The 17,617-nt window shown below is 66.2% G+C and carries 14 protein-coding genes; 9 read left to right on the top strand and 5 right to left on the bottom strand.

The genetic code is table 11. The features are described from left to right. Window positions 1–16: 16 nt before the first annotated feature. Window positions 17–4,555: an AAA family ATPase gene (locus tag ACMAUO_RS02310; RefSeq protein WP_420355374.1), complete on the top strand. Its 4,539-nt coding sequence runs from the start codon at window positions 17–19 to the stop codon at window positions 4,553–4,555. A gap of 307 nt (window positions 4,556–4,862) precedes the next feature. Here ACMAUO_RS02310 and scpC read toward each other — a convergent pair whose 3' ends face one another. After that, the gene (scpC, locus tag ACMAUO_RS02315) at window positions 4,863–6,383 is read right to left on the bottom strand and encodes a succinyl-CoA:acetate CoA-transferase ScpC (RefSeq protein ID WP_420355375.1); all 1,521 of its coding nucleotides are present in this window, start codon (window positions 6,381–6,383) and stop codon (window positions 4,863–4,865) included. A 179-nt stretch (window positions 6,384–6,562) separates the two neighbouring features. On the opposite strand from scpC, the gene ACMAUO_RS02320 reads away from it, so the two are divergent. The 5 genes from ACMAUO_RS02320 to gltA all read left to right on the top strand — a co-directional run bounded on the left by ACMAUO_RS02320 (window position 6,563) and on the right by gltA (window position 10,233). Continuing rightward, window positions 6,563–6,865, top strand: coding sequence for a hypothetical protein (locus ACMAUO_RS02320; RefSeq protein ID WP_420355376.1), 303 nt, complete (start codon window positions 6,563–6,565; stop codon window positions 6,863–6,865). 129 nt (window positions 6,866–6,994) lie between these two features. Then, window positions 6,995–7,801, top strand: a complete 807-nt coding sequence (locus ACMAUO_RS02325; protein WP_420355377.1) for a metallophosphoesterase — start codon at window positions 6,995–6,997, stop codon at window positions 7,799–7,801. 43 nt (window positions 7,802–7,844) lie between these two features. Continuing rightward, the gene (locus tag ACMAUO_RS02330) at window positions 7,845–8,189 is read left to right on the top strand and encodes a chorismate mutase (protein ID WP_420355378.1); all 345 of its coding nucleotides are present in this window, start codon (window positions 7,845–7,847) and stop codon (window positions 8,187–8,189) included. A gap of 56 nt (window positions 8,190–8,245) precedes the next feature. Continuing rightward, window positions 8,246–8,746 (top strand): SixA phosphatase family protein, encoded by a 501-nt coding sequence (locus ACMAUO_RS02335; RefSeq protein ID WP_420355379.1) that lies wholly within the window; start codon window positions 8,246–8,248, stop codon window positions 8,744–8,746. Between the two features lie 188 nt (window positions 8,747–8,934). Then, window positions 8,935–10,233 carry a citrate synthase gene (gltA, locus tag ACMAUO_RS02340; protein ID WP_420355380.1) on the top strand — a complete coding sequence of 433 codons (1,299 nt, stop codon included), beginning with the start codon at window positions 8,935–8,937 and terminating at the stop codon, window positions 10,231–10,233. Between the two features lie 177 nt (window positions 10,234–10,410). Here the strand turns inward: gltA and ACMAUO_RS02345 are convergent, their stop codons facing one another. Next, window positions 10,411–10,650, bottom strand: a complete 240-nt coding sequence (locus tag ACMAUO_RS02345; RefSeq protein WP_420355381.1) for a hypothetical protein — start codon at window positions 10,648–10,650, stop codon at window positions 10,411–10,413. Between the two features lie 232 nt (window positions 10,651–10,882). Between ACMAUO_RS02345 and ACMAUO_RS02350 the strand changes: the two genes are divergently transcribed. Both ACMAUO_RS02350 and ACMAUO_RS02355 read left to right on the top strand, forming a co-directional pair. Further along, window positions 10,883–11,641 carry an orotate phosphoribosyltransferase gene (locus ACMAUO_RS02350; protein WP_420355382.1) on the top strand — a complete coding sequence of 253 codons (759 nt, stop codon included), beginning with the start codon at window positions 10,883–10,885 and terminating at the stop codon, window positions 11,639–11,641. Window positions 11,642–11,651: 10 nt separating this feature from the next. Beyond that, on the top strand, window positions 11,652–12,470 hold the full coding sequence (locus ACMAUO_RS02355; RefSeq protein ID WP_420355383.1) for a glutamate racemase: 819 nt from the start codon (window positions 11,652–11,654) through the stop codon (window positions 12,468–12,470). A 146-nt stretch (window positions 12,471–12,616) separates the two neighbouring features. Here the strand turns inward: ACMAUO_RS02355 and ACMAUO_RS02360 are convergent, their stop codons facing one another. Continuing rightward, a complete protein-coding gene (locus ACMAUO_RS02360) occupies window positions 12,617–13,693 on the bottom strand; it encodes a polyprenyl synthetase family protein (RefSeq protein ID WP_420355384.1) in 1,077 nt (358 codons plus the stop codon). 58 nt (window positions 13,694–13,751) lie between these two features. Here ACMAUO_RS02360 and ACMAUO_RS02365 point away from each other — a divergent pair, with 58 nt between their 5' ends. Next, window positions 13,752–14,576, top strand: a complete 825-nt coding sequence (locus tag ACMAUO_RS02365; protein WP_420355385.1) for a tRNA1(Val) (adenine(37)-N6)-methyltransferase — start codon at window positions 13,752–13,754, stop codon at window positions 14,574–14,576. A 1-nt stretch (window position 14,577) separates the two neighbouring features. Here ACMAUO_RS02365 and ACMAUO_RS02370 read toward each other — a convergent pair whose 3' ends face one another. Both ACMAUO_RS02370 and ACMAUO_RS02375 read right to left on the bottom strand, forming a co-directional pair. Then, window positions 14,578–15,606 (bottom strand): ribonucleotide-diphosphate reductase subunit beta, encoded by a 1,029-nt coding sequence (locus ACMAUO_RS02370; protein WP_420355386.1) that lies wholly within the window; start codon window positions 15,604–15,606, stop codon window positions 14,578–14,580. A gap of 72 nt (window positions 15,607–15,678) precedes the next feature. Next, the gene (locus ACMAUO_RS02375) at window positions 15,679–17,613 is read right to left on the bottom strand and encodes a ribonucleoside-diphosphate reductase subunit alpha (protein WP_420355387.1); all 1,935 of its coding nucleotides are present in this window, start codon (window positions 17,611–17,613) and stop codon (window positions 15,679–15,681) included. Between the last annotated feature and the right edge of the window lie 4 nt (window positions 17,614–17,617).

Genomic DNA, 17,617 nt, shown 5'->3' on the forward strand with positions numbered 1-17,617 from the left:
TCAGGTCCCTGCTCCCATGGCTGCCCGTTTTGTCCGCCTGCGCATCGGCGGCTTCAAGAGCTTCGCCGACCCGGTCTCGGTCGATATCCTGCCCGGCCTGACCGGAATCGTCGGGCCGAACGGCTGTGGCAAGTCCAATGTGGTCGAGGCCCTGCGCTGGGCGATGGGCGAGAGTTCCGCCCGTTCCCTGCGCGGCGGCGAGATGGACGACCTGATCTTCGCCGGCACCGCCGCCCGCCCGGCGCGCAACCTGGCCGAAGTGACGCTGACGCTGGAAGGCACGGAGGGGATCGCCGCCCCTCCGCTGCACGATCAGGACGAATTGCAGATCACAAGGCGCGCCGAGCGCGGCTCCGGCAGCGATTATCGCGTCAACAGCAAGCCGATCCGTGCCCGCGACGTGCAGACCCTGTTCGCCGATCTGGCCTCGGGCGCGCGCTCATCGGCCATGGTCAGCCAGGGCCGCGTCTCGGCACTGGTCAATGCCCGCCCCGAGGAACGGCGCAGCATCCTCGAGGAAGCCGCCGGCATCACCGGCCTGCATGCCAGACGGCATGAGGCCGAGCTGAAACTGCGCGCCACCGAAGCCAATCTGTCCCGCGCCGAGGATCTGCGCATCCAGTTGGAGGGCCATCTGGGCAGCCTGCGTGACCAGTCGCAGCAGGCGAAACGCTATCGCGAGATTTCCAGCGCGCTCCGTGAATCCGAGACCACGCTTCTGGCCCTGCTGCATGCCCGCGCGCGTCTGGCGGTGGAACGCGCCGGCCAGATGGCCCGGCAGACACGGCAGGCACTGGTCCAGGCCGAAGAGGCCGCCGAGAGCAGTGTGATCGCGGAATTCGAGGCCAATCGCGACCTGCCCGCGCTGCGCACGCGCGCGGACGAAAGCCGCACGCTGCTGGAGCGCCAGAAGATCCTGGCCGAAGGCATGGCGCGCGAGGAGCAGCGGGCGACCGAGGCCGCGCAGGCGGCGACCGAACGGCTGGCCCAGGCCGAAAGCGACCATCAGGCCGCCCAGGCGCGCGAAACCGACGCCGCCGAAAACGTCGCCCGCCTGCAAGCCGAGCAGACCGGCCTGTCCACGCGCCTCGAAGCCCTGCCGGATGAAATGGCACAGGCCGCCCAGGCCCAGACCGACGCCGCCGCCATGGTGCAGGCGCGTGAGCAGACTCTGGAACAGGCGGGCGCGGAGGCCAATGCCGCACAGGCCCGCGCAACGCAGGTCGCGGCTTCCCTCACGGAGGCTCAGGCGCGCCACACGCGCCTCGACGCCCAGCATGCCGCCCTCGCCGCCGAACTGGAGACCTTGCGCGGCACCCTGCCCGAAGCCTCGACACTGGAGGCCCAGGCTACCGAACTGGCGGCGGCAACCACCCGCGTTGCGGACTCCCGTACTGCGCTGGAACAGGCGGCGCAGGAACAGTCCGACGCCACGCTGGCGGCCAGCCTGGCACGCGGCCGGGCGGACGAAGCCCATCGGCGCCATGACGAAGCCCGCCGTGCCCTGGCCCAAGCCACGGAGCGCGCCGAGGCATTGCGGGCCGAACAGCAGGGCTTGCAGCGCCGGCATGACGAGGCCCATGCCCAGCGGGTCGCCGCCGAACACCGGGATGCGTTGCGCTCCGGCCTCGTCGCGGCGCAATCCACCCTCGATGCCGCGCGCGCCGCGCTGGAACAGGCGGAGCTGGACCGTCAGGCGGCCTCCGCCGCGCGGATCGACGCCTATGCCCGCCTTCAGGAGGGCACGAACCGGCGCACCACGACCCAGGCCGCCCTGCAATCGGCGGACACGGCCCATCAGCGCGCCGTCGCGCGGTTGCGTGCCCTGGCCGAGGATCTGGCACGCGCCCAGGCTGCCGCCATCGCACCGGAACGGCTGGCCGCCGCCAGAACGGCGCGCGAGGATGCCGAACGGCACCTCGCCGAGGCCGGCCAGGCCTTGGAAGAGGCGGAAGCCGCCCTGGCCGGCGCCGCCACCGACCGCGACGCCGCGACGCATCGCCTGAGCGATCTGAAGGCCGATCTCTCGCGCCTGGCCGCGCAGGCGGACGGCCTGACCCAGGCGCTGAAGACCGGACAGAGCGAGACGCATTTCCGGCCGGTCGTCGATGACATCACGGTGCCCGACGGGCTGGAGGGCGCCCTCGCCGCGGCCCTGACCGACGGGCTGGATGCATCCATCGCAGCGGACGCGCCGCGCCTGTGGCATACCCTGTCGCCTTTGAACGCCGCACCGTTGCCGGGCGCGGGCACCGTTGCCCTGGCCACGCTGGTGACCGCGCCACCCGCGATGGCCCGCGCCCTTGCCGCGATCGGCCTGCTGGATGACGGGGCCGATGGCGCGGTCTTGCAGGGCGACCTGCTGCCCGGCCAGAGCCTGGTGGCACGCGACGGTGCGCTATGGCGCTGGGATGGCTATCGCGTGGCGGCCGGCCAGCCCAGCCGGGCGGCGCTGCTGCTGCGACAGCGCAATCTCCTGCGCGAAACCGAGGCCGCGCGCCAGACCCGTCTGGCCGATCTGCCGGCCGCAGAAGCCGCTCTGGCCACCGCCGAACAGGCCCGTGCGGCGGCGACCGAGGCGGTCGGCAAGGCCCGCGCCACCCGCGCGGCGATCGAGGCCACACTGCGTCAGGCCCGCACCGAGGAAGCCGAAATCAGCCGGCTGGATGCCACCGCGCGCGCCCGGCTGGAGACCGTCCAACCCCAGCACGATCAGGCGACGCAAACGCTTGCGGAGGCCGAAACCGCACTGAATGCCGCTCGGCAGGCGGCAGCCGACCTGCCGGATGCCGCCGAACTGGCCCGGCGCCACGAGGCCGCCCGCCAGCAGGAACAGGCCGCGCAGGCCGCTGAAGCGGCCTGCCGCGACGCCCGCAAACGCGCCGAAACCGCACTGGAAGCCGCAAAGCGGGAAGATGACGCCACCGCCGCCCGCAATAACGAGGCCGAAGCGCGGCTGGCGACGATCCTCCCCGAACTGCACCGTATCGCCCGCGAGGCCGAGCAGGCCGAGACCACACGGCAGGAAGCCGAAGCCACCCTCGCGGCCCTCCCCCCCAGCGCCGAGACCGATTCCGCCCTCGCCGCCGCCGAAACCCGGGCCCGCGATGCGGCAACCGCCCATGAGGCGGCGCGGCAGCTTCAGCAGGACGCGGAACGGGCGCTGGAGAAGGCCCAGACCACCCACGCGGCCCAGCAGGCCACGCTGATCGAGACCCGCAGCGTGCTGGACGCGCAGGCGCCACGCCTGGAAGCCTTGCGTCAGGAACGGGACGAAGCGGCGGAACTGCTGGCCCGCATGCATGCGGAGCAGCAGGCCCTGCCCGACCTGGAGGCGATCGCAGCCCGCGTTCGCGAGACACGCGAGGCCGTGGCCGCCGCCCGGCAGGCCGAGGACGAGGCCCGCCAGCATCGCACCACCCTGGCCGGCGAGGAACAGACCATTCAGGCCCGCCTGACCGGCGTTGCGGCCGCCCTGACCGACTGGACCGCCCGTCAGGAGGCCGCGGCCGTCGACCTGCAAGGCACCACGACCCGCCTCGATGCCGCAAGGTCGGACCATGCCCGGCTGGCCTCTACCCCGGAAGAGGTCACCCGCAGCCGCGAGAGCGCGCGCGAGGCGATGGACAAGGCCGAGGCCGGCCACGCCGAGGCCGCCCGTCAGTTGGCCGAAGCCGAAGAGGCATTGGTAAACGCCCAGACTGCGCGGCGCGACGCCGAGGCGGCCCTGGCGGCCGGGCGCGAAGCCGTGCTGCGCGCCGAGGGCCGGCACGAGCAGGCCGAAGCGATTCTGGCCCAGTTGCTGACCGAGACGCCGGAGCCACCCGGCATCGTTCCCCCCGACCTGACCGAAGCGGCGGAAACCAGCCTGCGCCGCAAGATTGCCCGCCTGGCCCGCGAGCGCGAGGATATGGGGCCGGTCAATCTGCGCGCCGAACTGGAAGCCGACGAGGCCGAGACGCGGATCACGACCATCCAGCGCGAAAAGGACGAACTGGACACGGCCATCGCCCGGCTGCGCGGCTCGATCGGCGCGCTGAACCGCGAGGGGCGCGAGCGCCTGCTGGCGGTGTTCGCCGAAGTCGACAGGCATTTCCAGTCGCTGTTCGCGCGCATGTTCAATGGCGGGCGGGCGCATCTGGGCATGGTGGGCAATGACGACCCGTTGCAGGCGGGGCTGGAGATCTATGCCCAGCCGCCGGGCAAGAAGCTGGCCACGCTGTCGCTGCTCTCGGGCGGCGAACAGGCCCTCACCGCCCTGTCACTGATCTTCGCGGTCTTCCGCTGCAATCCCGCACCGATCTGCGTGCTGGACGAAGTCGACGCACCGCTGGACGATGCCAATGTCGGGCGCTTCTGTGCCCTGCTGGCCGATATGGTGGCCGAAGCCGGCACGCGCTTCCTGGTCGTGACGCATCATCAGCTGACCATGGCGCATATGGACCGGCTCTATGGCGTGACGATGCAGGAGCGCGGCGTCAGCCGCGTGCTGTCGGTCGATCTCGACCACGCGGCGAGCATGGTCGGCCAACCACGGACCGAAGCGGCCCATTAGGGCGAGCTTTTGGGGATATTTTATTTAAAAACAATAAAATAGAAAATGTCGTGGCGATATGACTTCATCGGGACACACTGCCGGATAGTCAGAAGCCCGCAGATTTAGTAATAAATCTTATAAAAACAAAGAATTATGTCGCGATATGAAACACGATATGGAAAGCGATCCATCGCATATCATGTTTTTGTAAAAGATATTATCCCGCTAGATAATATCTTTTACAAACAGATATTTATCGAACAATCTGCATTCCGTCCGCGAACGCCGCGCCCCGAGTTACCCCGGGAGCGCGGCCTGACGGATGTCAGCCCGGCAGCATCGTGCCGGTTTCGATGAAGCGCTGGTGCCAGGACAGCGATTCCTTGAGCAGATGCGGGGACTGCTGGCCGAAGGAGCCTTCCCGCGCCCGCTTGTAGTAATCCTGCAGCAGCGGACGATAGTCCGGATGCGCGCAGTTGCGGATGATCGTCTCGGCCCGCTGCTTGGGCGACAGGCCGCGCAGGTCGGCCAGGCCCTGTTCGGTCACCAGCACCTGCGAATCCTGGGTGATGTGATCGACATGCGAGGCCATCGGCACGATGGCCGAGATCTTGCCCCCCTTGGCGGTCGACGGCGTCATGAAGACCGAGATGTAGGCATTGCGCGCGAAATCGCCCGAACCGCCGATGCCGTTCTGGACGCGCGAGCCCATGATCTGGGTCGAATTGACGTTGCCATAGATGTCGGATTCGATCAGCCCGTTCATCGCGATACAGCCCAGGCGACGGATCAGCTCGGGATGGTTGCTGACATCCTGCGGGCGCAGGATGATCTTGGAACGGAATTCGGCCATGCGGTCGTTCAGCGATTCCGCGGCCTCGGGGCTCAGCGAGAAGGCGGTCGCCGAGGCAACGCGCATCTTGCCCGATTCCAGCATGCCCAGCATGCCATCCTGAATCACCTCGGTGAAGGCGGTCAGGTCCTCGAACGGCCCCTCTTCCAGGCCGCTCATCACGGCGTTGGCGACGTTGCCCACGCCCGACTGCAACGGCAGCAGCGACTGCGGCAGACGGCCCTTCGCCACTTCATGGTGGAAGAACTCCATCAGATGTCCGGCGATGGCCTTGGCGGCGGCGTCGGGCGGCGAGAAGGGCGCGTTGCGGTCCGGCGCATGGGTCTCGACCACCGCGACGACCTTCGACGGGTCGATCTTCAGCGTGGCCTGGCCGATCCGGTCATCGGGGCGCAGCAGCGGAATGGCGACGCGGTGCGGCGGCAGGGCGGCGCCGTACCAGATGTCGTGCATGCCCTCGAGCGCCGAGTGCTGCCAGCTATTGACCTCGATGATCACCTGGCGGGCGGACTCGACCCACGTCTTGTTGTTGCCGACCGACGACGACGGAACGATGGTGCCGTCCTCGCGGATCGCGACGGCCTCGATGACGGCCGTATCCATCTCGCCGAAGAAGCCCTGCCACGTCATCGGGGCCACGTGGCTCAGATGCATGTCGAGATATTCGGTCTCGCCGCTGTTGATACGGCCGCGCAGGATCGGGTCCGAGTTGTAGGGCATACGGAACGAGATGCCGTTCACCTTGGCCAGCGCGCCGTCCAGCTCGGGGCCGGTGGAAGCGCCGGTGAAGAGGCGGATGCGGAAATCGTTTCCCTTCCCCTTTTCCCCCTCGATGATCGCGGCCAGGGCCTGCGGAACGGCTTTCGGATAACCCGACCCGGTAAAGCCGCTCATGCCGACCATGCTGCCCGGACGGATATATTTGGCGGCCTCCTCGGCGGTGGTCACTTTTGCCCGGAAGGCGGCGTTCCGGATTCGGCTATGATCGATCATGGAACCTTTCCTCGTGTCTTTTCGTTATCTTGGTCTTGTACTGCGCAGGTCAGGCCGCCCTGATCCTGCCATGGAGACAGGATACCGTATCGGATGTCAGGCCGGGCCGACACGCCATCTGTTCTCTTTCCTGGCAGACCCGTCACAACAAAAGAGTGTTATCCTTGAGCATGTGCCCCATGAGCGACCCGAAAGACGACCATGAGCGGCTGGTGCGCATGGCACTAACCCGCGTGCCGTCCCGCCTGCGCGGGGCGATCCACTGGCTGCGCGTTCCATCCCGCCGCCCGATGCGGATTCTGGCGAGTTTCGTGCTGATCGTGGGGGGATTGCTGTCCTTTCTGCCGATCCTGGGCCTGTGGATGCTCCCGCTCGGACTGATCCTGCTGGCCGAGGACGTGGCGCTGCTGCGCCGTGGCGTGGACAGCATCATCCTCAGGATTGACCGGCGCTATCCCGGCTGGCTGGCGCCATCCAGGTAAAAGCGACTGGCAGCCATGCGCTGACCATGCGCTCCGGGGCATCGACGAAGAACACATGGCAAAATGGAGACCGTCACCCCATATCCGACGAAAGGCCTATCATCTCCCCTCATCGTGACCGAAGCCCCCATGCCGCCGAATCACAACCCGTCCGCCGACGACACCGCCTGGCAGCCACCGCCCCTCCCCACGCCGGATTCCCTGCCGGCCGAGGGTGCCGGATTCTGGCGCGACCTGCCGGCGCTGGAAGCGCTGATCGCCGGGCGCCCGATTCGCGTGGTCGGCGACGTGCATGGCGATCTGCGGGCCTTCGAACACGCGGTGGCAACCGACCGATTCGTCATCCAGCTCGGCGACCTGGTGGACCACGGACCGGATAGCGTCGGCACCTTCCGGCTGATGCAGCGCCTGCTGGATGACGGTCGCGGGCTGTTCATCCTGGGGAATCATGACCGCAAGCTGGCGCGCGCGCTGGCCGGCCACAAGCTGCGGTTCGACGCCGCGTTGAGCGAGACCGTCCGCCAGTTCCAGGCTCCGGATAACGATGACGTCCGTCACCGGGCCGTGCGGGACATCGCGCAGGCGCCCCCGTGGATCGTCCTGGGGCGGCGGATTTTCGTGCATGGCGGCTTCCACTCCCGCATGCTTGCCGAATCCCCGCCGCCGGGCCTCGGGGATGTCACCCCTCTGCTGTCGCGCGCGCTGTTCGGCGAAACCACGGGCCGCACGCGCAAGGACGGCTATCCGGAACGCAGGCTGAACTGGGTCGACCATATCCCGCCGGGCTACACCGTCTATTGCGGGCATGACCGCCGGTCGACCGACGGCCGTCCGTGGGTGCGCGACGGACGCGCCGGCGGGCGATCGGTCTTTACCGACACCGGCGCCGGAAAAGGCGGCCACCTGGCGTGGATCGATCTGCCCGCCGAGGACTGAAACACGGTATAACGTCACGATCGACAGACAGGAGCATGTTGACGTGAACGATACCGTGGCCATCGACCAGACAAGCCAGGCGCGGAGCGCCCAGGAGATGCTTCTGGGGCTCCGCCAGAGCATCGACAATATCGATGCCGCGCTGATCTACATGCTGGCCGAGCGCTTCCGCCATACCCAGGCCGTGGGCGAGCTGAAGGCGCGCCATAACATGCCGCCCGCCGATCCGGCCCGCGAGGCCCGGCAGGTCGCGCGGCTGCGCGAACTGGCCGAGGCCGCGCGGCTGGACCCCGACTTCGCCGAGAAGTTCCTGGCCTTCATCATCAAGGAGGTCATCCGCCATCATGAAGCCATCGCGCGCAAATCCTCCGGGCCCGGCGCCGTCTGATGGCCGCCGCGTCAGATCCCGCCGCCACGGGGGCCCCAACGCGGACACTGGTGCTGATGCGCCACGCGGAAGCCTTTCCCGGACCCTATGGCGATCCCAGCCCGTCCAGCGACCTCGGACGCCCCCTGACCCCGGCCGGACGCCGCCAGGCGCACCAGCGCGGAACACAACTGCGCGAGATCGGCTTCGTCCCGGAGCTGGCCGTGATCAGCCCGGCGATGCGTTCGGGCGAAACCTACGCGGCGCTCGGGCCGTTTTCCACCACCATCGCGCCGCAGGTACGCCAGGAGGCCCGGCTTTATGAACGCGGCAGCGAATGCATCCTGGAAACTCTTCAGGAAACGCCAGAAAACATTAACAATATCATTGTAGTAGGTCACAACCCGGATCTGTACCAACTGGTGATGGACCTGGCCGGACATGCCATCGACGACCCGGACAAGAGCATCCTGATTCGGGGCTTTCCCGTCGCCTCCCTGGCCTGTTTCACGGTGCATGGCCCCTGGCATGCACTAGCACGCAAACAGGCCGTACTGACCCGTGCGCTATGCAATTGAAGGGGTAAGCGCCCCCCTTCCGGCAGAGTTGCCACGGTAGCCGTTTCGTCCTTATCTCGGCGCATGCCTGCACGAGGACACAGCGGCGGATCGATATGTCGCAAACTGTCACGCAGAGGACAGGTGTCCGCAGGTTGGGGATGAGAATGGCCGCTCGCACGGCGGCGAACGACCAAGAGGAGAGTTTGATGACCGAGCCAGGAAAAGTGGCCACCGTCTCGCTAGAGGGCAAAACAGCCAGTCTGCCGGTCCATTCCGGAACGCTGGGCCCCGACGTGCTGGACATCCGCAAGATCACCGCTGATCTCGGTGTCTTCACGTTCGACCCCGGCTATGGCGAAACGGCGTCGTGCACCAGCAAGATCACCTTTATTGACGGCGAGAAGGGCGTCCTGCTGCATCGTGGCTATCCGATCGCCCAACTGGCCGAGCAGGCCACGTTCACCGAGGTCGCGTATCTGCTGCTGAACGGCGAACTGCCGACGACCACGGAACATGACGATTTCGTTGCGACCCTGAAGTCGCACACGCTGCTGCACGAACAGATCCGTAATTTCTTCAACGGGTTCCGTCGTGACGCGCATCCGATGGCGATCCTGTGCGGCACGGTCGGCGCGCTGTCGGCCTTCTATAGCGATGCCAACGACATCTCGAACGCGGCCAGCCGCAACCTTTCGGCGATGCGCCTGATCGCCAAGCTGCCGACGATTGCCGCCTGGGCGTATAAATACACGCAGGGCGAGGCTTTCATCTATCCGCGCAACGACCTGAACTACGCGGAAAACTTCCTCTCGATGATGTTCGCGCATCCGTCGGAGCCCTACAAGATCAACCCGATCCTGGCGCGGGCGATGGATCGCATCCTGATCCTGCATGCCGACCACGAACAGAACGCCTCGACCTCGACGGTTCGCATGGCGGGCTCGACAGGCGCCAATCCGTTCGCCTGCGTCGCCGCCGGCATCGCCGCGCTGTGGGGACCCGCCCATGGCGGCGCGAACGAGGCCGTGCTGAAGATGCTGGCCAAGATCGGCAGCAAGGACAACATCCCCGAGTTCATTGCCCAGGTGAAGGACAAGAACAGCGGCGTGCGTCTGATGGGCTTCGGCCATCGCGTCTACAAGAACTTCGACCCGCGGGCGAAGATCATGCAGGCGACCTGCCACGAGGTTCTGGGCGAACTGGGGATCAAGGACGATCCGTTGCTGGACCTGGCGGTTGAACTGGAAAAGATCGCGATCAGCGACGAATATTTCGTCAAGCGCAGCCTCTATCCGAACGTCGATTTCTATTCGGGCATCATCCTCAAGGCCATGGGCATCCCCACCAGCATGTTCACGGTGCTGTTCGCCCTCGCCCGCACCACCGGCTGGATCAGCCAGTGGAAGGAAATGATCGAGGAGCCCGGCCAGCGCATCAGCCGTCCGCGCCAGCTTTATACCGGCTCGCCGGAACGCGACTTCGTGCCGTTCGCCAAGCGTGGCTGAGGCCTGAAGCCGATCCGTCCGGGTGGTTCCATCCGGACGGATCGGCAGACTCGCCCAAGCCCGTCAGGGTCGGGGAGCGTTCCTTCCCCGCACGATGCTTCATACGTAATGAAAAAGCCCGGCGGCCGATCGGCCGCCGGGCTTTTTCATTGCCCGCATATCAGTGTGGGACGACTGTCAGGGACAGTCGCAACCCGCCGTCGGCCCTTCGGCCTCGCGCACCACATGGTGGTCGATCCATTCGGAAACCAGGCGCCGGGCTTCATTCAGCGACGCCTCGGGGTGATGGATGCGATACAGGGTGGTGCAGGCGTGGAACGCCGAAACATCGCCCGTCCCGACATCCCGCAATTCCCGGTACGCGGTGACCACCGCCCGTTCGCAGTTTCGTGTAATCCGGCCGTTTTCTGGCGCCACGGTATTGAATCCTTATTGCGAACGATTTGCAATTACAGTTATACTAACGAGTATCTCCATCTCCGGCAAGAGAAACCGCCCCCCGGCCGGACGCGATCCAGCCCCTCGCATGGCGCGGCACGGATGGAATCCCGATGGAATGATGTCCGTCGCGCGATAGATTTTCCCGGACGATCCCGCTAAGGCTTTTCCACCTCGTTTCCTACGCTATCGGACCGGAAAGACACATCAGATGAACGATTCAACAGGCTACGGCACAGGCGCCTCGTCGGGCTCCACCGCCTGGGACCGCGATGCGGCGCTGACCACCGCCAAGCTGCTGCTGGAGATCAAGGCGGTCAATTTCCGTCCCGAGGAACCCTATACGCTGACATCGGGCTGGAAATCGCCGGTCTATATCGATTGCCGCCGCATCATCTTCTTCCCGCGCGCCCGGGCCAAGATCGTCGAACTGGGTGTGGAGAAGATCGGCCGGCATATCGGCTATGAAAGCATCGACGCCGTCGTGGGTGGCGAAACCGCGGGCATCCCCTTCGCCGCCTGGATCGCCGACCGCATGATGGCTCCGATGGCCTATGTCCGCAAAAAGCCCAAGGGCTTCGGGCGCAATGCGCAGATCGAAGGCGACGTGCCCGACGGCATGCGCACCCTGCTGGTCGAGGACCTGACGACCGACGGCTCCTCCAAGATCCGATTCGCCCGCGCCCTGCGCGACGCGGGGGCGATCGTCGACCATACCTTCGTCGTGTTCTTCTATGGCGTGTTCCCCGGTTCGCTGCGGACGCTGGCGGACATGAACATCTCGCTGCACGCGCTGTGCACCTGGTGGGATGTGCTGGAAGCCTGCGCCGGCCAGCCCTATTTCTCGGAAAAGGACGCATCCGAGGTCCGGCGCTTCCTCGAGGATCCGTGCGGCTGGTCGGGCAGGCATGGCGGCGTTTCCAGCCTGGAGGAGGCCCTGGCCTTCAAGAGCGCGCAGGGCCAGGGCTGATCTCCCTGCCATGACGCAGCGGATTCTCGCGTTCGATTCGGGGATCGGCGGTTTCGGGATCGTTCGGGCGCTTCGCGCCCGGCTCCCCGGCACACCGGTCGATTACCTGGCCGACACGGCGATCTATCCGTATGGCGAGCAGGACGATGCCGCACTGATTACGCGCGTGGTCACCCTGATGGGCGAGGCCATTGCCCGCCTTGCGCCCGATCTCGTCGTCATCGCCTGCAACACCGCCAGCACTCTGGCGCTGGGGGCGCTGCGGGAACGATACGGCATTCCGTTCGTCGGTTGCGTCCCGCCGATCAAATGGGCCGCCGAACTGAGCCGCACCCGCACCATCGGGCTGCTGGCGACGCGGGCGACCGTCCGCCGTCCCTATCTGCGCGCCCTGCAACAGCGTTACGCCCCGGATTGCACCCTGCTGGCCCACGGCGCGCGCGGGCTCGCCGATCTGGCCGAACGTGTCTTTCGTGGCCATGCGGCCCCGCCCGACATCGTCCAGCGGGAACTGGCGGCCCTGTTCGAACAGCCCGGCGGCGACCGGATCGACGTGGTCGGCATCGGCTGCACCCATTACACATTCCTGATGGACGCCTTTCGCGCGGCCTCGCCACCAGGGATGATCTGGCTGGACCCGGCGGATGCCGTGGCGCGTCAGGCTGCAACGGTGCTGCGGACTCTTCCGCCCCGGCCCGAACCCGCTCTTCGTCACGACCTGGCCCTCTTCACCGCCATGCCGACCGAACCCGCGCGCATGACGACCGCCATGGCCGCGCTGGGCTATGGCACGCCAACCCTCTTTGCTCCGGCAGCCGCCGCAATCTGAATCGCCGGGGCCCCGCCTCATGACGGGTTCTTTAAAAGCCGATTGGAAAAACGGGCGGGCAAGCCGGTGCCGCCCTATGCGCCATGCGCAACACGATACGGAAAATACGCGCCGATCGCCGCGGGCGCGCCTTTCCGATCAGGCTTTCAGCGGGCCCGGCTGACGGTGTAGGACGCCGTATCCTGCAACAGGCGGCGCAAACGGGTATCGGGGAAGATATCCAGCGCCTCACATGCCGCGCGGGCATAGGCGGCGGCACGATCCAGCGTCACACCGATGGCGTCGGTCCGGGCGATCAGGGCCAGAGCGTGGTCGAGATCCTCGGGCGCCTGTTCGCTTTCCTCGATGACCCGCCGCCAGAACTGGCGGTCCTCCTCGCTTCCGGCGGCATAAGCCGCCAGGACCGGGAGCGTGATCTTGCCTTCGCGGAAATCGTCGCCCACGGTCTTGCCCAGCACGGCCTGGTCGGCCGCGTAATCCAGCGCGTCATCGACCAGCTGGAAGGCCATGCCCAGATTGGTGCCGAACGCCTCCAGCGCCACTTCCTCGGCCTCCGGCCGCTTGGCCACCACCGCCCCGACGCGGCAGGCAGCGGCGAACAGGGCCGCCGTCTTGCCATGGATGACCGTCAGATACTGGTCGACCGAGGTGGACAGGTCGTTCTGCGTCGACATCTGCAGAACCTCGCCCTCGGCGATCGTGGCGGACGCCGAGGACAGGATCGCCATCACCTTCAGCGAGCCGTCATCCGTCATCAACTGGAACGAACGGGCGAACAGGAAATCGCCCACCAGCACAGACGCCTTGTTGCCGAACACGGCGTTGGCACTGGCCAGGCCGCGCCGCAGCAGGCTCTCATCCACCACGTCGTCATGCAGCAAGGTCGCGGTGTGGATGAATTCCACGCACGCGGCCAGCGCGACGTGGCGCTGATGGTCCGGCCCGGCCGGGTAGTTGCACAGGCGCGCCGAGGCCAGCGTCAGCAACGGCCGCAGCCGCTTGCCGCCGGCAGCCACCAGATGGGCCGCCAACTGGGGGATCAGGGCGACCGGACTGTCCATCCGCTCGATGATCGCGCGATTGCACGCGGCCATGTCGTCGGCGAGATAGCTCGACAACTCATGCAGAGCAGCTTCGGCCCCTTCCTGCGCCGAGGCGCCGGAGCCGGAATGCTTCGCGGTTGCCGTTTTCTCGGATTCCGGCAGAGTGACTGCAACGCCCAAAAGGTTAAACTCCCCGGCCCCGTTGGATTGGTCTGTAGAACATATGAGCGGCGTGAGAATGACGGTCAAGCCGAAGGACATCATACATGAGCCGACGCCGCATCTGGCATGTGCTGCGGACGACGCACCCATCGAAGTCCCGAGCCACGGAACGCTGCTCGACGGCCGGCTCCGCTACCGGCAATTTCGCCACGGCTACCGCACGGGGCTGGAGCCCGTCCTGATGGCGGCCTCCGTCCCTGCCCGTGCCGGCCAGCGCATCCTGGAAGGCGGATGCGGCGCCGGCGCGGGACTGATGTGCCTGGCCTGGCGGGTGGCCGGCATCGCCGGCGTGGGCGTGGAACGCGATGCCCGCACCGCCGCCCTGGCCCAGACCAATTTCAACGACAATGGCCTCGACCGGTTGCGCGCGCTGTGCGCGACGCTGCCCGATCTGCCCCCCATCGCCGAATTCCCCGCCCAGGGAGGCAGCTTCGACCATGCCTTCGCCAATCCACCCTGGCATCGCACCGATGCCAGCGCCTCACCCGATCCGCGCCGCGATATCGCGCGGCGCGTCGGGGCGCACGACATGCTGAATGTCTGGGTCCGCAGCCTGGGGCGGCAGGTGCGCCATCATGGCACGCTGACCCTCGCCCTGCCCGCCGCCTCGCTCGACGCGGCGATCGCGTCCATGCGGGCGCATGGCATCGGGTCGATCCGTCTGATCCCCTTCTGGCCCAAGGCCGGCCGGCCGGCCAGAATCGTGCTGGTCCAGGGGCGGGTCGGCGGCCGGGGCGACGCCGCCCTCCTGCCCGGCATGACATTGCACCGGGCAGACGGGCATTTCACGCCGGAGGCCGACGCCATCCTGCGTGACGGAGCGCCACTGGACGCCGGATAAATCAGCCGTCCGACTGGAAGATGCTCTCCTCGAACGCCTCTTCCCACGTGCCGGAGGTCGAGGCCCGGCTGTATTCCGTCGCACGGTTTTCGAAGAAATTCGTATGCTCGACGGCGTTCAGCATGTCGTCCAGCCACGGCAGCGGGTTCGCGGGGACGTGGTACATCCCGTCCAGCCCCAGCAGGCTCAGTCGGCGGTCGGCCACGAAGCGGATATAGGTCTTGACCAGATCGGCATCCAGGCCCTCGACCGGCCCCATCTCGAAGCACAGATCGATGAACGCATCCTCGTGATCGACGATGTCGCGGCAGACCTGGCGGATGTCCTCGCGCAGCTTCTCGGTCCAGATTTCCGGATTTTCATGAATGAAGGTGCGGAACAGCCGGGCCATGGACAGGCAGTGCAGGGTCTCGTCCCGCACCGACCACGACACGATCTGGCCCATTCCCTTCAGCTTGTTGAAGCGCGGGAAATTCAGCAGGATGGCGAAGGACGCGAAAAGCTGAAGCCCCTCGGTAAAGGCGCCGAAGGCCGCGAGCGTACGGGCGATGTCGTATTTGCTGTCGACCGAGAAGCCCTGCATATAGTCATATTTATCCTTCATTTCCTTATATTTAAGGAAAGCGGAATACTCGGATTCGGGCATGCCGATCGTATCGAGCAGATGACTGTACGCGGCGATATGAATCGTCTCGATATTCGAGAAGGCCGACAGCATCATCAGCACTTCAGTCGGTTTGAACACCCGGCTGTAATGCTTCATGTAGCAATTGTTCACCTCCACGTCCGACTGCGTGAAGAAGCGGAAGATCTGGGTGACCAGATGCCGCTCGCTCTCGGTCAGGGTGCGGTGCCAATCCTTCACGTCATCGGCCAGCGGCACTTCTTCCGGCAGCCAGTGCACGCGCTGCTGCGTCAGCCACGCATCATACGCCCAAGGATAGCGAAACGGCTTGTAGACCGGATTCGCCGTCAGCAGGTCGAAATGGGCTTCGCCCTCGGGCTGGGGCGCGTTGAGGGGTTCGGTCATGTCGTTTTCTCCGCGACAGCAATGCGGCAACAGCCCGTAGGGGTAAAAGGCGGCGCCCGCCGCCTTACCGGCTTACTGGCAGGCCAGGCACTCGTCGTAATTGGTGGATGACGTCGGCGTGGCCGGCGCGGCGGCTGCCGGCTCCGGAACCAGGACGTCGCTCTTGTCCAGGACGTTGCTGACGGTATCCGCCCGCTGGATCGACAGCGAACGGCAATAATACAGCGATTTCACGCCCCGCTTCCACGCCAGGAAATGGATCTGGTGCAGGTCGCGCTTATGCACGTTCGCCGGCAGGAACAAATTGATCGACTGCGCCTGGCAGATATAGCCGGCGCGGTCGGCCGCATGCTCCACCACCCAGCGCTGGTCCAGTTCGAAGGCCGTCTTGAAGACGTCCTTCTCCTGCTGGGTCAGGAAATCCAGGTGCTGGACGCTGCCCTGGGTCAGGGTAATCGACGACCACACCTCGTCCGTGTTCTGCCCCTTGTCGATCAGCAGCTTGGTCAGGTGCCGATTGCGCACGGTAAACGAGCCGGAGAGCGTCTTCTGCAAAAAGACATTGGCGGCGATCGGCTCGATCCCGGGGCTGGAATTGCCGGCGATGATGGAAATCGACGCCGTCGGCGCGATCGCCAGCTTGTTCGAGAAGCGTTCCATCACGCCATATTCCGCCGCGTCCGGGCATGCACCGCGCAGTTCCGCCAGCTTGCGCGACGCCTTGTCGGCCTGCTCGCGAATATGCTTGAAAATCCGCTTGTTCCAGACCTTTGCGATCACGCTTTCAAAGGGCACGTTGTTCGCCTGCAGGAAGGAATGGAAGCCCATCACCCCCAGCCCGACCGACCGCTCGCGCGAGGCCGCGTATTTGGCGCGCGCCATGTCGTCGGGCGCCCGGTCGATGAAATCCTGCAGCACATTGTCGAGGAACAGCATCACGTCCTCGATAAACTGCGGATCGTCCTTCCACTCCTCCCAGGTTTCCAGGTTGAGCGAGGACAGGCAGCAGACAGCCGTCCGCTCCTGGCCGTGATGGTCGATGCCGGTCGGCAGCGTGATCTCGGCGCACAGGTTCGAGGTCTTGACCTCCAGCCCCGCCAGCTTGTGATGCTCGGGCCGCGCGTTGTTCACATGGTCGGAATAGATGATGTAGGGCTCGCCCTGCTCCATCCGCGCCGTCAGGATCCGAATCCACAGCGACCGCGCGGAGACGTGGCGAATATGCGCGCCGTCCTTGGGCGACAGCAGCGCCCATTCCGCATCCTCGGCCACGGCGCGCATGAAGGCATCCGAGACCAGCACCCCGTGATGCAGGTTCAGCGCCTTGCGGTTCGGGTCGCCACCGGTCGGGCGGCGGATCTCGATGAATTCCTCGATTTCGGGATGCCAGACCGGCAGATACACGGCCGCCGATCCCCGGCGCAGCGACCCCTGGCTGATCGCCAGCGTCAGGCTATCCATCACGCGGATGAAGGGGATCACGCCAGAGGTCTTGCCGTTCCGGCCCACATTCTCGCCGATCGAGCGCAGATTACCCCAGTAGGAGCCGATGCCGCCGCCCTTGCTGGCCAGCCAGACATTCTCGTTCCACAGATCGACGATGCCGCGCAGGCTGTCGTTGGCCTCGTTCAGGAAGCAGGAGATCGGCAGGCCGCGCGTCGTCCCGCCATTGGAGAGCACGGGCGTCGCCGGCATGAACCAGTGGCGCGAGATATAGTCATACAGACGCTGGGCGTGCCCCGGATCGGCGCCGTAATAGGAGGCGACGCGCCCAAACAGGTCCTGATAGCTTTCGCCGTCCAGCAGGTAGCGATTATCCAGCGTCGCCTTGCCGAACGGCGTCAGCAGTGCATCGCGCGACCGGTTGACCCGCACGGGATGGTGGCCGGGTAGCTGGACGACATCATCGAACATATCGGGCGTCTGGCCGGATTCGTGGTCCTGAAACGGGCCACGCTCATCGACCGGACGATCAGACACGGTTCCGGATACGTCATCCAGGCTCATCCAT

Origin of the sequence: Gluconacetobacter brunescens, from assembly GCF_048695475.1 — a bacterium.
Classification (GTDB): Bacteria; Pseudomonadota; Alphaproteobacteria; order Acetobacterales; family Acetobacteraceae; genus Gluconacetobacter.

What these genes read in the sequence shown, in the direction of transcription:
- ACMAUO_RS02350 (WP_420355382.1), top strand. Translation starts at nt 10,883, where the DNA reads ATGAACGATTCAACAGGCTACGGCACAGGCGCCTCGTCGGGCTCCACC.
- ACMAUO_RS02325 (WP_420355377.1), top strand. Translation starts at nt 6,995, where the DNA reads ATGCCGCCGAATCACAACCCGTCCGCCGACGACACCGCCTGGCAGCCA.
- ACMAUO_RS02375 (WP_420355387.1), bottom strand. Translation starts at nt 17,613, where the DNA reads ATGAGCCTGGATGACGTATCCGGAACCGTGTCTGATCGTCCGGTCGAT.
- ACMAUO_RS02310 (WP_420355374.1), top strand. Translation starts at nt 17, where the DNA reads ATGGCTGCCCGTTTTGTCCGCCTGCGCATCGGCGGCTTCAAGAGCTTC.
- ACMAUO_RS02335 (WP_420355379.1), top strand. Translation starts at nt 8,246, where the DNA reads ATGCGCCACGCGGAAGCCTTTCCCGGACCCTATGGCGATCCCAGCCCG.
- gltA (WP_420355380.1), top strand. Translation starts at nt 8,935, where the DNA reads ATGACCGAGCCAGGAAAAGTGGCCACCGTCTCGCTAGAGGGCAAAACA.
- scpC (WP_420355375.1), bottom strand. Translation starts at nt 6,383, where the DNA reads ATGATCGATCATAGCCGAATCCGGAACGCCGCCTTCCGGGCAAAAGTG.
- ACMAUO_RS02370 (WP_420355386.1), bottom strand. Translation starts at nt 15,606, where the DNA reads ATGACCGAACCCCTCAACGCGCCCCAGCCCGAGGGCGAAGCCCATTTC.
- ACMAUO_RS02365 (WP_420355385.1), top strand. Translation starts at nt 13,752, where the DNA reads ATGACGGTCAAGCCGAAGGACATCATACATGAGCCGACGCCGCATCTG.
- ACMAUO_RS02355 (WP_420355383.1), top strand. Translation starts at nt 11,652, where the DNA reads ATGACGCAGCGGATTCTCGCGTTCGATTCGGGGATCGGCGGTTTCGGG.
- ACMAUO_RS02320 (WP_420355376.1), top strand. Translation starts at nt 6,563, where the DNA reads ATGAGCGACCCGAAAGACGACCATGAGCGGCTGGTGCGCATGGCACTA.